This is a genomic window from Rahnella sp. R3(2024) (genome assembly GCF_042920125.1).
In the GTDB taxonomy this organism is placed as follows: domain Bacteria; phylum Pseudomonadota; class Gammaproteobacteria; order Enterobacterales; family Enterobacteriaceae; genus Rahnella; species Rahnella rivi.
The window spans coordinates 2,048,942-2,067,077 of sequence record NZ_JBHGBU010000001.1; the positions used below are offsets into that span (position 1 = coordinate 2,048,942).

Annotated in this window: 18 protein-coding genes; 6 read left to right on the forward strand and 12 right to left on the reverse strand. The window is 53.2% G+C overall.

Annotated elements, in window-relative coordinates; translation table 11 throughout:
* The first annotated feature begins 227 nt into the window (after positions 1 to 227).
* Together ABSH60_RS09305 and yiiM are read left to right on the forward strand one after the other, a co-directional pair.
* The gene (locus ABSH60_RS09305; protein ID WP_056775850.1) at positions 228 to 2,171 is read left to right on the forward strand and encodes a methyl-accepting chemotaxis protein; all 1,944 of its coding nucleotides are present in this window, start codon (positions 228 to 230) and stop codon (positions 2,169 to 2,171) included.
* A 115-nt stretch (positions 2,172 to 2,286) separates the two neighbouring features.
* A complete protein-coding gene (gene yiiM / locus ABSH60_RS09310; RefSeq protein WP_390973698.1) occupies positions 2,287 to 2,967 on the forward strand; it encodes a 6-hydroxyaminopurine reductase in 681 nt (226 codons plus the stop codon).
* Between the two features lie 44 nt (positions 2,968 to 3,011).
* Here the strand turns inward: yiiM and ABSH60_RS09315 are convergent, their stop codons facing one another.
* Positions 3,012 to 3,371, reverse strand: coding sequence for a YibL family ribosome-associated protein (locus tag ABSH60_RS09315; protein WP_056775854.1), 360 nt, complete (start codon positions 3,369 to 3,371; stop codon positions 3,012 to 3,014).
* A 165-nt stretch (positions 3,372 to 3,536) separates the two neighbouring features.
* Between ABSH60_RS09315 and ABSH60_RS09320 the strand changes: the two genes are divergently transcribed.
* Positions 3,537 to 3,959 (forward strand): hypothetical protein, encoded by a 423-nt coding sequence (locus ABSH60_RS09320; protein WP_390973700.1) that lies wholly within the window; start codon positions 3,537 to 3,539, stop codon positions 3,957 to 3,959.
* Here the strand turns inward: ABSH60_RS09320 and ABSH60_RS09325 are convergent.
* A complete protein-coding gene (locus tag ABSH60_RS09325; protein WP_056775858.1) occupies positions 3,928 to 5,421 on the reverse strand; it encodes a PLP-dependent aminotransferase family protein in 1,494 nt (497 codons plus the stop codon). The genes ABSH60_RS09320 and ABSH60_RS09325 overlap by 32 nt on opposite strands.
* Before the next feature lie 144 nt (positions 5,422 to 5,565).
* Between ABSH60_RS09325 and ABSH60_RS09330 the strand changes: the two genes are divergently transcribed.
* Positions 5,566 to 6,174: a LysE family translocator gene (locus ABSH60_RS09330; RefSeq protein WP_122097578.1), complete on the forward strand. Its 609-nt coding sequence runs from the start codon at positions 5,566 to 5,568 to the stop codon at positions 6,172 to 6,174.
* Between the two features lie 5 nt (positions 6,175 to 6,179).
* On the opposite strand, the gene ABSH60_RS09335 is transcribed toward ABSH60_RS09330, so the two are convergent.
* The 3 genes from ABSH60_RS09335 to ABSH60_RS09345 all read right to left on the reverse strand — a co-directional run bounded on the left by ABSH60_RS09335 (position 6,180) and on the right by ABSH60_RS09345 (position 10,049).
* Positions 6,180 to 6,728: an MltR family transcriptional regulator gene (locus ABSH60_RS09335; protein WP_390973702.1), complete on the reverse strand. Its 549-nt coding sequence runs from the start codon at positions 6,726 to 6,728 to the stop codon at positions 6,180 to 6,182.
* Between the two features lie 136 nt (positions 6,729 to 6,864).
* Positions 6,865 to 8,013: a mannitol-1-phosphate 5-dehydrogenase gene (locus ABSH60_RS09340; RefSeq protein ID WP_122097155.1), complete on the reverse strand. Its 1,149-nt coding sequence runs from the start codon at positions 8,011 to 8,013 to the stop codon at positions 6,865 to 6,867.
* A gap of 122 nt (positions 8,014 to 8,135) precedes the next feature.
* On the reverse strand, positions 8,136 to 10,049 hold the full coding sequence (locus ABSH60_RS09345; RefSeq protein ID WP_056775864.1) for a PTS mannitol transporter subunit IICBA: 1,914 nt from the start codon (positions 10,047 to 10,049) through the stop codon (positions 8,136 to 8,138).
* A 398-nt stretch (positions 10,050 to 10,447) separates the two neighbouring features.
* Between ABSH60_RS09345 and ABSH60_RS09350 the strand changes: the two genes are divergently transcribed.
* Positions 10,448 to 10,834: a deoxynucleoside kinase gene (locus tag ABSH60_RS09350; protein WP_390973705.1), complete on the forward strand. Its 387-nt coding sequence runs from the start codon at positions 10,448 to 10,450 to the stop codon at positions 10,832 to 10,834.
* A 111-nt stretch (positions 10,835 to 10,945) separates the two neighbouring features.
* Positions 10,946 to 11,371: a nucleoside triphosphatase NudI gene (gene nudI / locus ABSH60_RS09355; RefSeq protein ID WP_390973707.1), complete on the forward strand. Its 426-nt coding sequence runs from the start codon at positions 10,946 to 10,948 to the stop codon at positions 11,369 to 11,371.
* Positions 11,372 to 11,471: 100 nt separating this feature from the next.
* Here the strand turns inward: nudI and ABSH60_RS09360 are convergent, their stop codons facing one another.
* From ABSH60_RS09360 to ABSH60_RS09390, 7 genes are all read right to left on the reverse strand, one after another.
* Positions 11,472 to 12,266 (reverse strand): DsbA family protein, encoded by a 795-nt coding sequence (locus ABSH60_RS09360; protein ID WP_056775870.1) that lies wholly within the window; start codon positions 12,264 to 12,266, stop codon positions 11,472 to 11,474.
* 86 nt (positions 12,267 to 12,352) lie between these two features.
* Entirely contained in the window at positions 12,353 to 13,072 is a 720-nt protein-coding gene (locus ABSH60_RS09365) for a nucleoside/nucleotide kinase family protein (RefSeq protein ID WP_390973709.1), read from the reverse strand.
* On the reverse strand, positions 13,050 to 13,577 hold the full coding sequence (locus ABSH60_RS09370) for an MltR family transcriptional regulator (protein WP_390973711.1): 528 nt from the start codon (positions 13,575 to 13,577) through the stop codon (positions 13,050 to 13,052). Before ABSH60_RS09370 ends, ABSH60_RS09365 begins: the two co-directional genes overlap by 23 nt.
* Positions 13,578 to 13,619: 42 nt before the next feature.
* Positions 13,620 to 14,888 carry a zinc-binding dehydrogenase gene (locus tag ABSH60_RS09375; protein WP_390973712.1) on the reverse strand — a complete coding sequence of 423 codons (1,269 nt, stop codon included), beginning with the start codon at positions 14,886 to 14,888 and terminating at the stop codon, positions 13,620 to 13,622.
* Positions 14,885 to 16,288, reverse strand: coding sequence for a mannitol-specific PTS transporter subunit IIC (locus tag ABSH60_RS09380; protein WP_390973714.1), 1,404 nt, complete (start codon positions 16,286 to 16,288; stop codon positions 14,885 to 14,887). The genes ABSH60_RS09375 and ABSH60_RS09380 overlap by 4 nt, the downstream gene beginning before the upstream one ends.
* Positions 16,289 to 16,318: 30 nt before the next feature.
* Entirely contained in the window at positions 16,319 to 16,765 is a 447-nt protein-coding gene (gene cmtB / locus ABSH60_RS09385) for a PTS mannitol transporter subunit IIA (protein WP_056775878.1), read from the reverse strand.
* Between the two features lie 326 nt (positions 16,766 to 17,091).
* A complete protein-coding gene (locus ABSH60_RS09390; RefSeq protein ID WP_056775880.1) occupies positions 17,092 to 17,814 on the reverse strand; it encodes a DUF3053 domain-containing protein in 723 nt (240 codons plus the stop codon).
* Positions 17,815 to 18,136 lie beyond the last annotated feature (322 nt).

Here is an 18,136-nt window from a genome sequence, read left to right on the forward strand (position 1 = left end):
TGTGACCCGCCTTTTTTATGCCCTGCTTATTCTGCTAAAAACGTTACTCTGATCACTGTTTTACAGCGAATTATCCGCCTGGTTTCCCCGCTTTTCAGACACCGCCCGCATTAATCAAAAATACATCGCAGATCCTATTAAGTTTACCGCCAAATCTACCGATAGATTCTTCACAAAGGCGTAACAAAGCCGCCAACTTTGGCAGGGATGTTTTACGGAGAACGATTATGGGTAACGGCACGGGTCTTTCGCAGTGGATGAATAATCTCAGAGTCGGTACGAAACTGGGTCTGGGGTTTGGGTTAGTGTTAGTGATCGCCGCCGTGATCACCGTGGCGGGCATGGTCAAATTAAATGACATCAGCCAGCGCGCTGAAAAAGTGGATTTCAGTAATCAGATGAATGCATTGCTGAATGACGCCCGCCTGAGCCGCACGCTGTACCAGCTGAAATATGAACCGACGTATCTCCAGCAAAATCAGGAGAAAATCGACGCACTTTCGCAGCTGATCGCTCAGTCAAAAGGCAAGCTTGAATGGGACGCCACCAGCCAGGCAAATCTCGATCAGGTACCGGTAAAAATCCGCGAATATCAGCAGGCACAAAACGCCTTTAAACAGGCCGTTGACAGAAAAGACGCCGTGCGTGCCAGCTGGAATCTTTCCGAAACCGAAGCCGTGGTAACACGTTTGCAGGATCAGTTGCGCGTGGAAGATGCCGATCCGTCAATCCGTCTGTCTCTGGCGGAAGTGGTTCAGAAGCTTATCAGCGTGCGTTATTACGTGCGCGGCCTGCTGCTGAACATGGATAAAGAATCCGAAGCCACGCTGCTCAAAGCCATTGATGAAACCCAGGCAAATGCCAAAAAACTGAATGCCCTGTTACTGCCCAACCAGCAGGCCACTCTGGCTCCGCTGATGAGTGCGCTGGCGAATTATAAAAGCCACGTCGTCGCTTATATGCCCGCGTATGAAGATGAGCAGAAAAACTCGCAGTTGCTGTCAGTCAAAGCCAGTGAGATGAATACGCTGGTGGCAAAAATCTTCAAAAATGAACTGGCGAACACGCACCTCGATATCAGCCGCGCGCAAATGATGATGATGGTGATCACGCTCGTCGTTCTGCTGGCCGGTATTCTGATCGCATGGCGCATTACCCGCCAGATCACCCAGCCGCTGCGCGATACGCTGAAGACCGCCGAGCTGATTGCCAAGGGCGATTTGACGGCAGCCCATCCGACGGCGCGCCGCGACGAACTGGGTATGCTGATGAATGCGGTGTCGGCGATGAGCCAGAATCTCAGCACCATGATTTATGAGATCCGCTCGGGTGTGACGCAGGTTTCCCACGCTGCCGCAGAAATCGCGGCGGGGAATACCGATTTGTCTTCCCGTACGGAACAACAGGCAGCCGCCGTGGAAGAAACGGCAGCCAGTATGGAACAGCTGAGCGCAACGGTGAAACAGAATGCCGATAACGCCCATCACGCCAGCAAACTCGCCAGTGAAGCGTCCGGTACCGCCACGCTCGGCGGCAAACAGGTCAGCGACGTGGTCGATACCATGCAGCAGATTTCCGGCAGTTCTAAGCGCATTGCCGAAATTACGTCGGTCATCAACGGTATTGCCTTCCAGACCAACATTCTTGCGCTGAACGCCGCAGTAGAAGCGGCGCGCGCCGGAGAGCAGGGGCGCGGATTCTCGGTCGTGGCTTCTGAAGTCCGTACGCTGGCACAACGCAGTGCGCAGGCCGCGAAGGAAATTGAAGGGCTGATTGCTGAGTCGGTTGAGCGTGTGAATACCGGCGCAAAGCTGGTGGAAAACACCGGCCGCACCATGCAGGACATCGTGAAATCGGTTTCTCACGTGCGCGATATTATGGGTGAGATTGCCTCGGCGTCTGACGAGCAAAGCCGGGGTATCGCGCAGATATCACAGGCGATTGTCGAGATGGACAGCACCACCCAGCAGAACGCCGCGCTGGTTGAGCAATCCTCTGCCGCCGCCGATTCGCTTGAGGATCAGGCTGCCACGCTGACGCAGGCGGTATCCGTATTCCGTCTCGCTGATAACCGCAACATGCAGCACGCACCTGCCGCCAATGCCCTGCGTCGCCCGACGTTACCGCCAGTGCAGAATAAATCCAGCCAGGAAAACTGGGAAACGTTCTGATATTCCCTTTCATCCGGCGTGCGTCTCCCCGACGGCGCGCCGGATGATTCTTCCTACTCACACCCTCTAATGCAGGTTATGCTGAGCTCAACGACTGATGAGTGGCGGAGACCTTATGCATTATCCCGACGTTTATATTGGTGCTATTGAGCAGTATCCCGGCTATTCCCCCAGCGCGATTGCCAAACGTCAGGTCAACGGCGGCATGGCATTAACGTCGCTGGGTCTGGAAGGCGATCAGCAGGCTGAAACGTCTTACCACGGGGGCACTGACCGCGCGCTGTGCCACTTTCCCCGCGAGCATTACGCCTGGCTGCGTCAGCAATTTCCCGAGGATGAAGAGCGTTTTCATCCACCCGCGTTCGGCGAGAACCTTTCCACGCTGGGCATGACGGAAGAAAATGTCTTTATCGGCGATATTTTTCGCTGGGGCGACGCGCTGATTCAGGTTACGCAACCCCGCTCGCCCTGCTACAAGCTGAACCATTTTTTCGACTGCAAAAATCTGTCGCCGTTACTGCAAGACAGCGGCCGCTGCGGCTGGTTGTATCGCGTCGTGGCGACCGGAAATGTCAGTGGCGACAGGCCTCTGGAACTGATGAGCCGCAACAGCGAGGTGTCGGTCGCTGAAGCGATTTCCATCGCATTTTCTATGCCGTTCGATGAAGAACAGTATCGTCGTCTGATGTCAGCTGCGGGGATTTCGGCCAGCTGGAGCAAAACGATGCAAATGCGGCTGATTAATCGCAAGATTGAGGATTTTGGACGCAGATTGTTTGGTGCGCAAGGGAAGTGATTTTATAGCACCCTCCCCCTGTGAAGGGGAGGGTTGGCGTGACATTAAAATTCTTTTTTGGCGAATCCGGTCACGACTTTCAGGCCCATTTCGCGGCCCAGTGCAGTCATCGGGTGAACCACCACGATACCGCGTACGGTTTTCTTCAGCGTGCCCATATCAGCCTGTTCTTTCTTGGTGATTTCACGGCTGAACAGCTTTTCCAGTTTCTGCGCTTCGGTGCTGAGTTTTTTCACACGCACATCTTTCAGACGCGCAATCTCGGCGGCCAGCTTTTCTTTCTCTTCTTCATGTTTGGCAATCAGCTCAGAATTCCCCTGCTGAATAACGGCCGGGTCTTTGTGATTCAGTGCATCAAGCATGTCGCTGAGACGCTTGATCTCGGCTTTTTCAATTTCTTTCATGGTGACCAATTCGTGTAGTGAACAATTGGGGTAAGTGTAACAGCCCGATGCGCGAGATGCTCGATTTGTGGGGCATACATTTTCCTCTTAATACTTTCAGGATGTTTGCATCGGCATATCAGATTAAGGTGTGCGCCATCATTCTCCCTCATGGAAAGAGACATCATGAACCCAACATTCAGCCGCGATCACCGTCTGGAAATGCATTTAAACAACGGCATGTTCAATGGAAAACCGCTTTATATTCATTACACGTCTGCGCAAACCTTCCCCCAGATTATCAACAGCCGCTGTTTTATGGCCCGGCCAAATTATGACCGGCGCGGCGTCGCGGCCAAACCGGGTATCTATCTTGTGCGTAGCATACATGCCTTCAATGCCGAGAAAGCGTTTCAGCAACTGTTTCTCGGCGAAGCTAAATACCGCGACAGCGCTAAGTTCTGCTTCCTCTTTACCTTCAACAGCGATCCCCATTTAACCGGACATCCTGTTTCTGCCGGAAGCAGCGTTGAAGAACTGATCCATCCCGGAAACATCAGTTTTTCAAAAATTAATATTATTTATCAGGGAATGAATCCGTTCCTGTGACTTCCAGCCCCGGCGGCAAACCGCACATCTCACAGGCGCGCTGGCCAATGCGGATCATCGCCGAAATATAACGTGTGTCGAAGACATAGCAGCAGGATAACCGCAGGCCGTTGATATAACGCCCGCTCGGCGAATAGAGTTGCCCCGGCGTCATGCAGATTTTATCTTCCAGCAGTTGGCGGAATAAGGTTACGCAATTCACGCCAGGCGGGAAATCCACCCAAATAACAAAACCGCCCGACGGTTGCGTCGCACGCGTTCCCTGTGGGAAATGCTGAGCAATCAGCGCGCGTGCCTGCTCGACCTGTGAGGCATAGCGCCGGCGTAAGGCGCGCAGGTGATGGTCGTAACCGCCGGATTCAAGAAATGCCGTCAGCGTTTGCGAGAGCAGCGCAGATTCAGCCATCGACGACACCGCTTTCAGCTTATGCAGCTTCGCGGCGAAACGCCCACCTTCCATCCAGCCGATACGAAAATCCGGCGCCAGGGTTTTCGTAAAACTGGTGCAAAACAGGATCCAGCCATCGCGATCAAAAGATTTCACCGCCGGAGAGAGCGTCGCGCCGAACTGAATTTCCGCGTATAACCCGTCTTCTATCAGCGGTACCTGATGATCGTTCATCATCCGCGCCAGCCGTTTTTTCGCGGCGAGCGGCATGGTAAAGCCCAGCGGATTTTGCGCCGTCGGCATGGCGATCACCGCGTTCAGGCGCTTTTCGGTGAGCAGCATGTCGAGGACATCCAGCGAAAGGCCCGTTTGCGGATCGGTCGGAATTTCCACCGCTTTCAGGCCGAGGCTGGCAAGCAACGGCAGCAGATAAAAATAGGTCGGCGTTTCCAGCCCCACGCTGTCGCCCGGCTTGGTGGTGACGCGCAGCGCCAGCTGTAACGCTTCCATACAGCCGTGGGTAATGGTGATGTCGGTCGGTTCTAATATCATGCCCAGCGTCAGCGCACGGCGGGCAATTTGCTGGCGCAGCGGCGGATGCCCCGGCGGCAGGGCATATTGGCCGATCAGATTGGGCTGACGGCGCAGCAAAGACGACATAATGCGCCCCAGTTTTCCGCCAGGATAAAAGTCATTGGACTGCGGGCAGGCCAGCGAAAGATTGGTGTACGTCGGGTCAATTTGCGCGGCGAACACTTTGTCGATCAAATCCAGCACTTCATCTGCCGGTTCTGCGGCAGGCGTCTGCGGCTGCACGTGCGGCGCAGGGTTCAGCCCCGGCAACGCGGCGCGAACATAGAATCCGGACTGCGGCCTCGCCTCGATAAACCCGCGATCTTCCAGCCGCCGGTACGCCGCAACCACCGTATTAATGCTGACCGACCAGGTTTGCGCGCTGCGCCGCACGGAAGGCAAACGGCTGCCCGGTGCGAGCGTGCCACGGCGGATGGCGTCCGCCAGTTGTTCCGCCAGCTGGTTGTAACGGGTGTCGCTGAAATCCGCGGTGTCAGTCATGGTGTCAGTTCCGTGAAAAGTGATGGGCACAGTGTGTATTTATGCAATCTGTAACCCTGACAATAGCGTATTTCTGGCTCTGTTACCTTTGCTGTTCACTGTTTACTCTGGTTATCTGGAAAACAGGGGATGCAGGAACATAAAATGATCGATACCGCTTTTGTCAGTTACGTCACCGTGATGTCTATTACGCCCGGCCCGAACAATCTGTTGCTGGCGGCCTCCGGGGTGAATTTCGGGCTGCGTCGCAGCGTGCCCATGATGGTCGGTATCACGCTGGGCTGCGTGGTGCAGTGCGCGCTGATGACCTCCATGCTGGCGATCTTACTCAGCTGGATGAACGCGGTACGCCTGCCGATGGCGGCCGTGGGTTGCGCCTATCTTTTCTGGCTGTCGTGGAAAATTTACCGTTCAGGTTCGCCAAAAGAAGGCGAAAAACAACAGCCGATGAACCTGCTCAGCGGCGCGTTATTTCAGGCGGTGAACCCGAAGGCCTGGCTGATGGCAACCAACGTGGCGATTCTGTTCACGCCGCCGGACGGCAATATGCTGCATCATACGCTGCTGATTTGTGTCGGCTTCGCGCTGATCAATCTGCCGTGCATTCTGGTGTGGGTGGTGATGGGTGACAGGTTACGTCAGGCGTTACGTGTGGAATGGAAGCTGAAAATGTTCAATACGATCATGGGCGGCATGATGGCCTTAACCGCGCTGTGGTTGCTGGTGGGCGAAGTGCGCCATGCCATGATCTGAGGAAATTACTTCTGAACGGGCGAAAGTCTTGAGGGCTGCTGATTACTGATATGGGCGATTAGCCCGGTGACAGAAAGCACCATGGTTGAGCGGACGATTTGCTGGTAACGCTGGCGTTGCATGGCGATCAGCGATTCGTCGGCTTCGCCCGGTTTCAGGAACATGGGGGCGGGCGGCAGTTCCGTCACACAGTGCAATTCCCCAAACGGACCGAGTATTTCATCATCGGTAAAACGGTACTCTTCGCCGTCGTAATTCAGCTCTTCACGCAGCGCCATCAGTAATTCCGCATCTTCATACTCATGACGGCTGATCACCCCCAGCGCGTAAATCAGTTTAAGACGCACGGAGAGATCGCCCAGCGGACCGGTGCCGGTCAGCAGGGGTTCAACGGCGTATTTCACCGCGTAATCGTCCTTACGGAAAACCTGCACCACCAGAATATCCAGCGCTTCGGCCAGCAATTCTACGGAGGTCATCAAAAAGCTGCGTACGGTTTTACCCGCATTGAGCTTCTCAAGAACACGGTTTTCAAATGCCTGAGCTTTTTCCATTGGGCTTTCTTGCGATAAAGAACGGATACTTTTAACGCCCTTGGCGTCATCCCTGAAACGCACATGTCGGGCAGTCACTGCCTGCCCGACAGGGCTTTCTTTGCCTGGTATTGGCGAAATCAAAACGAACGCAGTATTAGTGCATGGATTCGTAGATTTTTACTGCTTCGGCGACCACTTCGCCCTCTTCCGGCAGCCCGGAAATCTGAGCAAGGGCAGCTTTCGGCCCTACTTTCTCCAGCAATTCGGTCAGCTCTTTCGCCTGCGGATCCTGCTCGCTGCGGTAACGCATCGCAGCGGCAATCCCGATAACCAGATTATTGTGCGGCAGGCGATATTCCTGCGTGCCCAGCAACGGTTTGATCAGACGATCGCCCGCGCTCAGTTTACGCAGAGGCTGACGGCCAACGCGCTCCACGTCATCGTGCAGGTACGGGTTTTCAAAACGAGTCAGAATTTTTTCAATGTAAGCGAAGTGTTTTTCCGGGTCAAAACCGTAACGGCGGATCAGCACTTCACCGCTTTCTTCCATTGCACCGCGCACAATCAGACGCACTTTCTCATCCAGAATGGCATCACGAATCGTCGCATGGCCTGCCTGCTGACCGAGGTATGCGGTGATGGCATGCCCGGTGTTGAGCGTGAACAGTTTACGTTCGACGAACGCCATCAGGTTGTCGGTCAGTTCCATACCGCCGATATCCGGCAATGCACCTTTGAACTGGGTTTTATCGACAATCCATTCGCTGAAGGTTTCCACCGTCACTTCCAGCGGATCGGTGGTGCCGGCTGCGGCTGGCGGAACGATGCGGTCTACGGCGGAATCGACGAAGCCGATATGCGCTTCCACCCAGGCTTTTTCTTCTTCCGGCAACGCATTGAAGACGTGCTGTTTGAACTGGCTGGTACCGCGCACCATGTTTTCACAGGCGATGATGTTCAGCGGCTTTTCGTTGCCCTGCTGGTGACGCAGCACCAGACCTTTGGCGACGTTTGGCGCGATTTTTTCTAGTACGGTCGGGCCGACGGCGGTGGTCATCAGATCAACTTCAGCGATCAGATTAATCGCCTCCTGGCCGGCGCTGTTGACTGCGCTGACGTTGCTGACCGTCTCAACGGTGGCCTGTTCGCCGACCACGTGTACGTCATAACCTTTACGGCTGTTCAGCGCGTCCAGCAGCACGGGGCTGACATCGGCAAAAGTCAGTTCGATACCGGCATCTGCCAGCAATTTACCGATAAAACCGCGGCCAATGTTACCTGCGCCAAAATGTAGTGCTTTCATAATATTTCCTTCAAATCGGGGGCTATAAGTAGGTAAAGCTGGGGAGCCGCCCGGCTCCGAATCAACAAGCGGGTCTCGTAAGACCCGCTGAGTGACGCTCTGTGACTGCTTTTACTTAAGGCTTAACCGCGCAGAATGCTCAGCACTTCGTCAACGCTGGTGGTGTTTGCCAGACGGTCGATGACGCCATCTTCGTCGAGCGCAGTGGTCAGTTTGGTGATCACGTTGATGTGCTCATTATTGCGTGCGGCGATACCGATAACCAGACGCGCGGCATCATCTTCATCATCACCCCAGCGGATACCCGCCGGATACTGGCAGAACACGATGCCGGTTTTCAGTACGCGATCTTTCGCTTCGATGGTGCCGTGTGGTACCGCGATAGATTCGCCCAGATACGTGGAAGTCAGCTGCTCACGGGCCAGCATCGCTTCAACATATTCTGCCTGAACATACCCGCCTTTCACCAGTTGCTCACCGGCAAAGCGAATCGCTTCTTCTTTTGTGGTCGCCTGCAGGCCGAGGAAGATGTTGCTTTCGCTCATGCGGAACAGGTTTTCGTTGTCATGGTCAGCCACGATGCTGTCGCCGAGCGTGGTGGTCACTTTCTCTTTGTACTGGCTGGCTTTGTTCACTTCCACCAGACGGGAAGTCAGATCAGTGTACAGGCCGCTGTCGAGGAAGTTGGTCAGCGAAATGTGCTGAGCGTGCGGCACCTGACGCATAGCGCGTTCAGTCAGGTCACGGTGGGTAATCACCAGATCCACGTCATCAGGTAAATTGTTGATGGCGCTGTTGGTGACGCTGATATTGGTCAGCCCCGCATCCTGCACTTTTTTGCGCAGCACACCGGCACCCATTGCGCTGGAACCCATACCGGCGTCACAGGCTACGATGATTTTACGTACGGTAGACAGGTCGCCCGCTACGCCAGTCGCTGAAGGTTTGCCGCCTTTAGATTCGGCTTTCATGTCCTGCATGCGACGGGTCGCTTCGTCCAGATCGTCACCGTCTTTCGCTTTGGTGGTTTTCAGCAGCAGCGCAGAAACCACGAAGGATACCGCAAAGGCTGCCACGATCGCCGCGATGTTGGCGAAGTACGCGCCTTTTGGCGTCATCGCCAGAACCGCCAGGATAGAACCCGGAGATGCCGGAGAAACAAGACCGCCGTTCAGCAGCGTCAGGGTGAACACGCCAGTCATACCGCCCAGGATAACCGCCAGCAGCAGACGTGGATTCATCAGAACGTATGGGAAATAAATTTCGTGGATACCACCCAGGAAGTGGATGATTGCCGCGCCGCCAGCAGATTGCTTCGCGCTGCCACGACCGAAGAACATGTACGCCATCAGGACGCCCATACCCGGACCTGGGTTCGCTTCGATCAGGAAGAAGATAGATTTACCGGTTTCAGTCGCCTGCTGGATACCCAGCGGAGAGAAGATACCGTGGTTGATCGCGTTGTTGAGGAACAGAATTTTCGCCGGTTCAACAAAGATAGAGGCCAGTGGCAACAGGTTATGAATAACCATGATGTGCACGCCGGCAGCCAACACTTTAGAGAGAGCTTCTACCAGCGGACCGATCGCCAGGAAGGCGAGGATTGCCAGCAGCATACCGATAATACCGGCTGAGAAGTTGTTAACCAGCATCTCAAAGCCGCTTTTGATTTTACCGTCAACCCAACGGTCAAAGCGTTTGATACACCAGCCGCCCAGCGGGCCACCAATCATCGCACCGAGGAACATCGGCATATCCGCGCCGACGATCACACCCATCACGGTGATTGCACCGACCACACCACCGCGATCACCGCCGACCAGACGACCACCGGTGTAACCGATGAGCAGTGGCAGGAGATAAGTGATCATCGGGCCAACCAGTTTCGCTAGCGTCTCATTTGGGATCCAGCCGGTTGGAATGAACAGAGCCGTAATGATACCCCAGGCGATAAACGCGCCGATGTTGGGCATTACCATGTTACTCAGGAAGCGACCAAAGTTTTGAACTTTGATCTTAACGTCTGGTGAAAACATAAAACGCACCCCTATTGATACGCGCTGACAATAGAGCGCGTGATATCAGTTAATTATCGGTGACGGTTAATTCGGTTTTTGTGCCACTGCTTTAAAAATCCGTCCGTCGAATTGCTGTCTGCGAGGCGGACTCTACCACGTGATTATAGGCCCCGCGTACCCACCCGACATCCCGTGACGCAGATCACACGTATACCCTCACCACCCCCTGCCTTTTGGTGATCGCCATCACAAAAACACCCTGTAACCCGGCTACAGTGGCGATAATTTAAGCTTGCTACCACTAAAAATGTGACTTGAGTCACCATTTGTTAACGAGTCTTTATCATTAAAACGTGATATTCGTCACAAAGTATTTTCCGACGAACTTGTGTATTTCGCTTAAAAAGCATTCAGACGTGTCCGAACCGCGCAGAAATGAGTTTACGGGAGGGTTGTTGAAAGAAAATTACAAGGGGGGAGTAGGGAAAAGCACCTTTCTGAAGAGGTTATCTGCGTGTTTGTTTAAGGAAGATTCGCATACAAGCGTTATAGACGGAAAAAGCGTTCACCATTCTCTCCTACCTTATCTTTTAGAAGATACGGCAAACTACGGTTATCTTATCCAGCTTAATTTCATGATACAGCGCGCGCTAATTATAAAGTCATGGGTGGATAAGGGATTCAATCTGGTCATGGAACGCTCCCGCCTTGAGGATCACATCTTTATTAATTTCATGTTTAAGGCTGAATGTATCAGCAAAACACAATATGAGGCATATATTACCCCGTGGAATATTCACTGATTTATCTCCATAACGACGAAATACATGGAGTCCGGCCAGAAGAATTTCCTGATGAAACTGACATCTTTTCTGATAAAGTTTTTCAAAAAACAGTGTTATTAAGGAGAAATAATGCGCCAGAGAATAATTGTGTGCCCTGTAATACAAAATGAAGAAGAGTTTCTACTTTGTAAAATGGCCAATGATCGCGGGGTTTTTCCTGGGCAATGGGCTCTGCCTGGCGGAGGGCTAGAACCTGACGAAACCATTGAACTCGCTCTCAGGCGCGAAATCATGGAGGAGTTAGGAGAAGAACTTATTATCACTGACATTAAGCCATGGGCTTTTCGTGATGATACCCGAATAAAAACTTACCCCGATGGCACGACCGAAGAAATTTACATGATTTATCTTATATTCGACTGTGTAAGTGGAAATCGTAATATTACGTTCAACGAAGAATTTCAGGAGGTCATCTGGGTACTTCCTGAATTAATGAAAGATATGGATTTAAATGAGGCGACCCGGGTCACTTTCACCCAAAAAGGCATCATTTAAAGAGGAGTCTTTCGAGGATATAGCCAGAAGTAGCCGTTCATTTTTTTAATTAATGTAAGTGCGGGAAAACCCGACGCCTTGCGACGCCGGGTTTAATGTCTTACTTCCCGCCCTGCGCCTTCACAATGGCTGCCTGTAAATCGTCGGCAGACACAGCGCCTGGCAGCACGGTGGTGTTTTCTGCGGTGGCACCGCTGACTGGCATCACGACAAAACCTGGCGTGCCGCTAAAGCCCAGCGTACGGGCCAGTTCGTCGTTAGCGGCGATGGCTTCGTGCGTGGCTTTACGTTGTGCCTCGGTCGGCAGTGTGGCTTTTGCTGCTTTCACTGCGCCTGCGATATCCGCATCGGTCAGTTTGCCTTCGTCATGACCGGTGCGGTAAATGCTGTTGTGATAATCGAAATACGCCTGCGCGCCCTTCTCTTTCCACACGGCCATACCGGTTTCAGCGGCGGTGATGGAAGGTTTCCAGCGGTCACCGAAGATTGGCCACTCTTTGAAGACGAAACGCACATTCGGGTTCGCTTTCACGGTTTGTTCAACCACCGGTGCCATACGGCTACAGTACAGGCACTGATAATCGAAGAATTCGACAAACGCGACTTTCGCGTCTTTCGGGCCATAGCTTGGCGTCGCCGGATCGCTGGTCAGGGTTTTGGCGTTTGCCAGCACCGCGCTCAGGGTTTGTTCCTGCTGCTGATCGGCCTGCTGCGCCTGAAGCTTCTGGCTGACCTGCACCAGAATTTCCGGGTGTTGCAGCAGGTAATCCGCTGCAATTTTACCAATCGCAGCCTGCTGTGCAGGGGTGAAATCGGCGGTCGCGCTGTCGGCAGCCGTTGCCAGCGTCGGAGCCAGTATCAGGGAAGCCAGCAAAGTCATCGTCTGACGTTTCATTAAACATCCTTAAAGTGAATACGGGAAAAAGGGACAGTTGCCTTCAAAAGTAGAGGAATTCCACCGGCTTTGCAGGCTAAAAATTGTCATTTTTTATAAACCTGCATGTGATAGCTGCCGTCTGACGTCATCTCCAGCATGATGTCCGCCTGCCTGCTGTCTTGCAGCACCCGCGTCACATTCGGCCCGTCAGTGGCAGCATAAAAATCACCGGCCTGCTGCGGCGTAAGGCCGCCCCGAATTTTACGGTCGATCAGCCGCCCGCGAAGGTCGTCCGGGCTGGCATGAATAAAAATACTCAGATCGCAATATGAGGCCAGTTCCCGCCAGCCTTCATCTTTGAGCAACAGCCAGTTTCCTTCCACAATCAGCACCGGCGCGGTGACATGAATCGCGTCTTCGACCGGTTCATGAAGCGTCCGGCTGTACTCCGGCCAGCGACTGCCCGGCGTGCGTAAGTCGATCAGGGCATCGCGCAATTTATCCACATCAAATGTCTCTGCGGCGCCTTTTTTCTGACGTAAGTGATGCGCGTCCAGCCAGGCATTGCGGCGATGGAAACCGTCCATCGGCAAGGTCTGGACCGGCACCAGTCCTGCCGTCTCCGTGGAAAGCGTTTGCCAGAACGCCGAAAGCGTCGATTTACCGGTACCGGGCGGTGCCACCAGAAACACAATCAGCGGGCGATGTAACTGACGTTGTTGCGCGGAAAAACGCTGTAAAAGGGGAAGATGTAACTGCCCGATATCGTGCTGTGGGAAAAACGCCTGCGTGATCAGCCCGTTAATGGTCAGCGTCACGTTCATAGGTCAGTTCCTTGAGTAAATCCGTCACGGCCAGCGACAACGCCGTTTTCACCAGACCGCCATAGCGCGCAGTATTGAAGATCTCAAAACCGGCATATTTCATTTTCTCAATCGACTGAAACATCAGCGGGTTATCCGTTACGCAACGTAAGTTCTTAACGAATTCATACGCGGTGTCGTCATGAAATTCGACGATCACCGCCTGTGCGTTGAGATGCTCATCCAGTTGAGAAAACAGCAAAATATCGGCATAGACGGATTTTTTGATTTTCCCCAGGGCATAAATCAGCCGCAGGGAAACATCTATGCTGTCGAGCGGGCCTGATTTGGCGAGCAACGGCCTGACGGCAAATTCGCGAATATCCTCGTCATTATTGATGAAGAGATGAGGAAGGAACTGTTTAATGCCGCTGAGTAAAATAGCGTTCGCGGCATTCAGAAAATCATTGAGGTTCGTCCGGGCGGAAAGCGTCTCCAGCACCTGATCTTCAGTTAATCCAGTCATCCTTCCCTTAACCATCGTTTTTAATGAGGAGAATCGATGATATTACAGCCCGGTGGAAACACCAAAGTGGCTGAGCAGTACGCGTTCCGCCTGTTCATTCCAGACACCGTGCGTCGGTGCGACCTCCTGCGCCAGCCGGGCAAACAGCGGATCGGTTTTGCCTAATTCTGCAAAATCGTCAATGGCGGTCAGCGGCAGGGAAATGCCGTTATAAATAAGCTTTTTACCGCCAGGAATATGCGGCAGATTGAGCACCGTGTCGGGAACGGCATCCAGACCGCCGATATGCGTGATCATATAGGATGGCTGAATATGCCCGGCCGCCGTCAGCGCCAGCGCCTCTTCCATGTCGCCGGTCGAGCCGCCGGACGTGCCGACAATATGCGTCGAACCGTAGTGAACGTTGTAGAAATTGAAGGGAACGCTGAAATTTTTGTCGGTCGGCCCGGCAAAGAAGTTCAGACAACCGTCCTCGCCCAGCAGCGCATCCCCCAGTTCAATCACTTCCGCCACCGCCGCGTACACAAATACATCATCAAAGCCTGCGCCGCCGGTCATTTCGCGCAAAGCCGCCGCCGGATCTGGCAACGTTTTGCTGTTGATATACACCAGCTCGATGCCTTTTTCTGCCGCCATCGCCACCGGTAAAAGCTGTTCTGCGCGCGCCAGCCGTTGCTCGTCGATATCCACCACCACAATCCGCGCCGGGCGCACGTCGCCGTTGATCGCATAATCAATCGCGCCAATGCCCATCGGCCCCGCGCACGCCAGCAGCGCCAGATTCCCCCCCGCTTTGATGCCCATCTGATGCTCATACACATATTGCGTGGTGTGATAACTGGCGTGATACGCGCCGATAATGCAGCACATCGGCTCGGCGAGCGACGCAGCGGCGAAATAGCGGCTTTCGTACGGCAGAACACAGCCCATATCGATAGCCAGTTTCGGGATGATCATGTACGTCGCGTTACCGCCAAAAGTTTCGTAGCTGTAACCAGCGGAATAGCCACTCGGCAGCCCCATCGCCGGTTGCAGCACGAAGCGTTTTCCCACTTCAAACCGGTTCCTGAGATTTTTGCCCACCTGCACAATCACACCCGCACATTCGTGCCCCGTGATGGCTGGATGTTCGGCGATATCCTCCGGCACACGTTTATGTTCGCCGCCCAGCAAGGCCGCTTTGTACGTCGAGAGGCAAACGCTGTCCGAGACGACGCTCACCAGCAATTCGTCATCCGTGATGTCCGGCAGTTCAAACTCACGCAGTCTCACATCTTTTTTTCCGTAAATGGCGGCGACGTTGGTTTTCATGCTGTTGCTCCTTGCTGAACCGGGGAAGTGATATCGGCAAACAACGCATCAAGCGCCGGGTCGCCGAGATAGTTTTTTATCAGAATCAATGGCTGATCGGTCACCCGCTGCGCACGGCCTTCGAGGCTGGCATGGGTGACAATAATGTCCGCGTCGGCCGGAATGTTTTCGATGGAGTAGTGCTTCACTTCGATCGCAAAGCCTGCTTTTTCGAGCTTTTTGCGAAACGTTGTCGCGCCCATCGCACTCGATCCCATTCCCGCATCACAGACAAACGCAATCAGACGGATATTGCCGGTGACCGGCTGCACCGCACTTTTACCTTCAGCTTTACGCTTTTTACTGGCGGCCTGAGAATCCGCAAACGTGTCTTCCGCAGGCGATTTATCCAGTTTCAGGATGGCTGAGGCGACGACAAAAGAGACGACCGTACCGGCCAGCACGCCGGCGCAGGTTCCCAGAAAGCCCCCGCGCGGCGTCAGCGCCAGATAGGCAAAGATAGAGCCAGGGCTTGGCCCCGCCACCAGCCCCGCGCCGAACAGCTCGAACACATAAATGCCGGTCATGCCGCCCGCAATCATGGCGATAATCATCAGCGGTTTCATCAGCACATACGGGAAATACAGTTCGTGGATGCCACCGAGAAAATGAATGATCATCGCGCCGGGCGCAGACTTTTTACTCAGCCCTTTGCCGAACAGGGAAAACGCCAGCAAAATGCCCAGACCGGGGCCGGGATTGGAGGCCACCATGAAATAAATCGATTTTCCGGCGACGGCGGTGTCCTGCATGCCCAGCGGATAGTAAACGCCCTGATCTATCGCATTATTCAGAAACAGCACTTTGGCCGGTTCATTAATCACTGACAGCAGCGGCAGATAACCGGTCGCCACCAGCGCCTCAATGCCCTCTTTCACCACGTTATTGGCGGCCATTACCGCCGGGCCGATCACTTCATAGGCCAGCAGGCACAGCAACATGCCGAGAATGCCGAGGGAGAAATTATTGATGACCATTTCAAAGCCCGCCGGAATGCGCTTCTCGAGCGCCTTATCGACGACTTTGATGACATATCCCCCCAGCGGCCCCATCACCATTGCGCCGATGAACATCGGAATATCGGCCCCGACAATGACGCCCATGGTGCCGATCCCGCCCATTACCGCGCCGCGCTTTCCGCCAATTAAATGGCCGCCGGTTGAGCCAATCATCAGCGGCAATAAATAGGTGATCATCGGGCCGACAAGCTGACCGAAGTGCGGATCAGGGGTCCATCCGGTGGGTATAAATAACGCGGTAATAAAACCCCAGGCAATAAATGCGCCTATATTAGGAATAACCATTGCCGTCAGAAAGCCGCCAAAAGCCTGCACTCTGGCGCGCATAGATTTATTAGCCATATTAAAATCCTGTGTGATGTTAGGATAAAACTAATAACGCTGAATGATATTAATTAATTCCTCTGAATTATTTGCATTGAGTAATTCATCAATAACTTCATCTTCGCAAAGCATTTCACTTAACGCCTGAATTGCCTCAATATGTGAATCAGAATCTTTCGCGGCTAATCCGATAAGCAAGCGAACCGGCGGGCTTTCAGCATCAAAGCTGACGCCTTCGCGCAGCAATGTCAGGCTCAGCGCCGTACCTAACGCACCGCACTCCGGCCTTGCATGGGGCATGGCAATGCCAGGGGCAAGCAAATAATAAGGGCCGATTTCACGGGTAGTCTCTTTAATCGCCTGAATATAGTCCGGCGTAATATATTTTCTTTGCAGAAGATTTCCCATCGATAAATCTATCGCCTCAGACCAGTTTTCAGCGGAAGAATATATCGCAATACTTTCACGTTCGAAAAAATCCATTAATGACGACATAACTCATCCTTATTTTATCGATGATTATTTACTTTCATGAGCATATTCTTTGAAATGGATTTAATCAAACCGGCAAGGATTTGTGACCGACATTATAAAAACTGTCATGGCGATAATAAAATCCAACCAAGATCACACGAATAACGTCATTTTCATAAACGAACAATTAAAGCAACAGGCTAATTGTGAATGAATCCACAGAATTCATTTTTATATTATTGTCTTAATTTGTGATGGAGATCTGATTCACCTGATTGCATTCGCTTCAGACAATAAAAAAGCCACGCAGACATCGCGTGGCTTAACATAAATCGTTTTTAACCGGCTTAGCGGCTGAAATCGCCTTGCGCGACTTTCTGCGCCTCAAGCAATGTCTGCTGTTTGCCCACCAGATTCGACATCATGGTGTTGTACTGCGTCGCCTGCTGCTGCGTCGGGAACTGCACGCCGCCGTTGGCGAATGCCACCTGAGCGCCCTGCTGTTGCAGGTAATCACCAACAGAGACGATATCCTGCGTGAAGCTTTGCAGCGCAGGCACCAGCGGGGTCAGCACGTTAGCGGGTTGCGTCACTACGGTGCTGTACACCTGGCTGTAAACCGCTTTCAGATCGTCCGGCTGTTTCAGTGCAGCCATCGCGGTATCGGCCTTCACTTTCGAGTCACGCAGCTGTGCATTGAGCAGGCTCAGCGTACCGGCCGCCTGTTGCAGCGCACCGCGTTGCGTCATGTAATCCTGCGGTGTGCGCACCTGACCGATTGCGTTGACCACTGGCACGAAGCTGCCATCGACAGCGCCTTTCATCTGACGGGAGAATGACAAAATAATGCCGTAGTCATTCGCGTAATTACCAAAACGTTGTTTCTGATCTTCGCTCAGCGATGGCAGGTTTTGCCCGCTGCGCATCACGGTATTTTGCAAATAATCGATAAAGGCTTTGCGTTGTTCCGGTTCTTTATCGCCACATGCCGTGAGCTGGAAAACGACCAGCAGTGCGATAAACGGCGCCAGCCAGCGAGAAAATGCACCGCTTCTGATCCCTACAGCCATGAGTCCTGACTCCTGATTTCAATGTTCTTCTTCCGGCCAGTTCCCTGCCGATGCTGTGCATTCCATGCGGGTTATAGGATAGAACAATTGGGGGGAGAACGCTTTTTAAAAAAGCCTGTAAAAACGTTAAATTCAACTTAACGTTGAAGTTCTAGGTCAGGAGCAACGCCGGGGGCTTTTTAATTCACAAGCAGAATGGTTTTATTTTTAAAACGTGTGGATTGGCGTGCTTAAAAATGGCACCGGATGAAGGGTTCGAGACGTGAGGCCCGACACCTGAAATGAGGGCATCGCGTAGCGCGCAGTGAAAAGAGTGTGGAGT

What these genes read in the sequence shown, in the direction of transcription:
- ABSH60_RS09305 (WP_056775850.1), top strand. Translation starts at nt 228, where the DNA reads ATGGGTAACGGCACGGGTCTTTCGCAGTGGATGAATAATCTCAGAGTC.
- yiiM (WP_390973698.1), top strand. Translation starts at nt 2,287, where the DNA reads ATGCATTATCCCGACGTTTATATTGGTGCTATTGAGCAGTATCCCGGC.
- ABSH60_RS09315 (WP_056775854.1), bottom strand. Translation starts at nt 3,371, where the DNA reads ATGAAAGAAATTGAAAAAGCCGAGATCAAGCGTCTCAGCGACATGCTT.
- ABSH60_RS09320 (WP_390973700.1), top strand. Translation starts at nt 3,537, where the DNA reads ATGAACCCAACATTCAGCCGCGATCACCGTCTGGAAATGCATTTAAAC.
- ABSH60_RS09325 (WP_056775858.1), bottom strand. Translation starts at nt 5,421, where the DNA reads ATGACTGACACCGCGGATTTCAGCGACACCCGTTACAACCAGCTGGCG.
- ABSH60_RS09330 (WP_122097578.1), top strand. Translation starts at nt 5,566, where the DNA reads ATGATCGATACCGCTTTTGTCAGTTACGTCACCGTGATGTCTATTACG.
- ABSH60_RS09335 (WP_390973702.1), bottom strand. Translation starts at nt 6,728, where the DNA reads ATGGAAAAAGCTCAGGCATTTGAAAACCGTGTTCTTGAGAAGCTCAAT.
- ABSH60_RS09340 (WP_122097155.1), bottom strand. Translation starts at nt 8,013, where the DNA reads ATGAAAGCACTACATTTTGGCGCAGGTAACATTGGCCGCGGTTTTATC.
- ABSH60_RS09345 (WP_056775864.1), bottom strand. Translation starts at nt 10,049, where the DNA reads ATGTTTTCACCAGACGTTAAGATCAAAGTTCAAAACTTTGGTCGCTTC.
- nudI (WP_390973707.1), top strand. Translation starts at nt 10,946, where the DNA reads ATGCGCCAGAGAATAATTGTGTGCCCTGTAATACAAAATGAAGAAGAG.
- ABSH60_RS09360 (WP_056775870.1), bottom strand. Translation starts at nt 12,266, where the DNA reads ATGAAACGTCAGACGATGACTTTGCTGGCTTCCCTGATACTGGCTCCG.
- ABSH60_RS09365 (WP_390973709.1), bottom strand. Translation starts at nt 13,072, where the DNA reads ATGAACGTGACGCTGACCATTAACGGGCTGATCACGCAGGCGTTTTTC.
- ABSH60_RS09370 (WP_390973711.1), bottom strand. Translation starts at nt 13,577, where the DNA reads ATGACTGGATTAACTGAAGATCAGGTGCTGGAGACGCTTTCCGCCCGG.
- ABSH60_RS09375 (WP_390973712.1), bottom strand. Translation starts at nt 14,888, where the DNA reads ATGAAAACCAACGTCGCCGCCATTTACGGAAAAAAAGATGTGAGACTG.
- ABSH60_RS09380 (WP_390973714.1), bottom strand. Translation starts at nt 16,288, where the DNA reads ATGGCTAATAAATCTATGCGCGCCAGAGTGCAGGCTTTTGGCGGCTTT.
- cmtB (WP_056775878.1), bottom strand. Translation starts at nt 16,765, where the DNA reads ATGTCGTCATTAATGGATTTTTTCGAACGTGAAAGTATTGCGATATAT.
- ABSH60_RS09390 (WP_056775880.1), bottom strand. Translation starts at nt 17,814, where the DNA reads ATGGCTGTAGGGATCAGAAGCGGTGCATTTTCTCGCTGGCTGGCGCCG.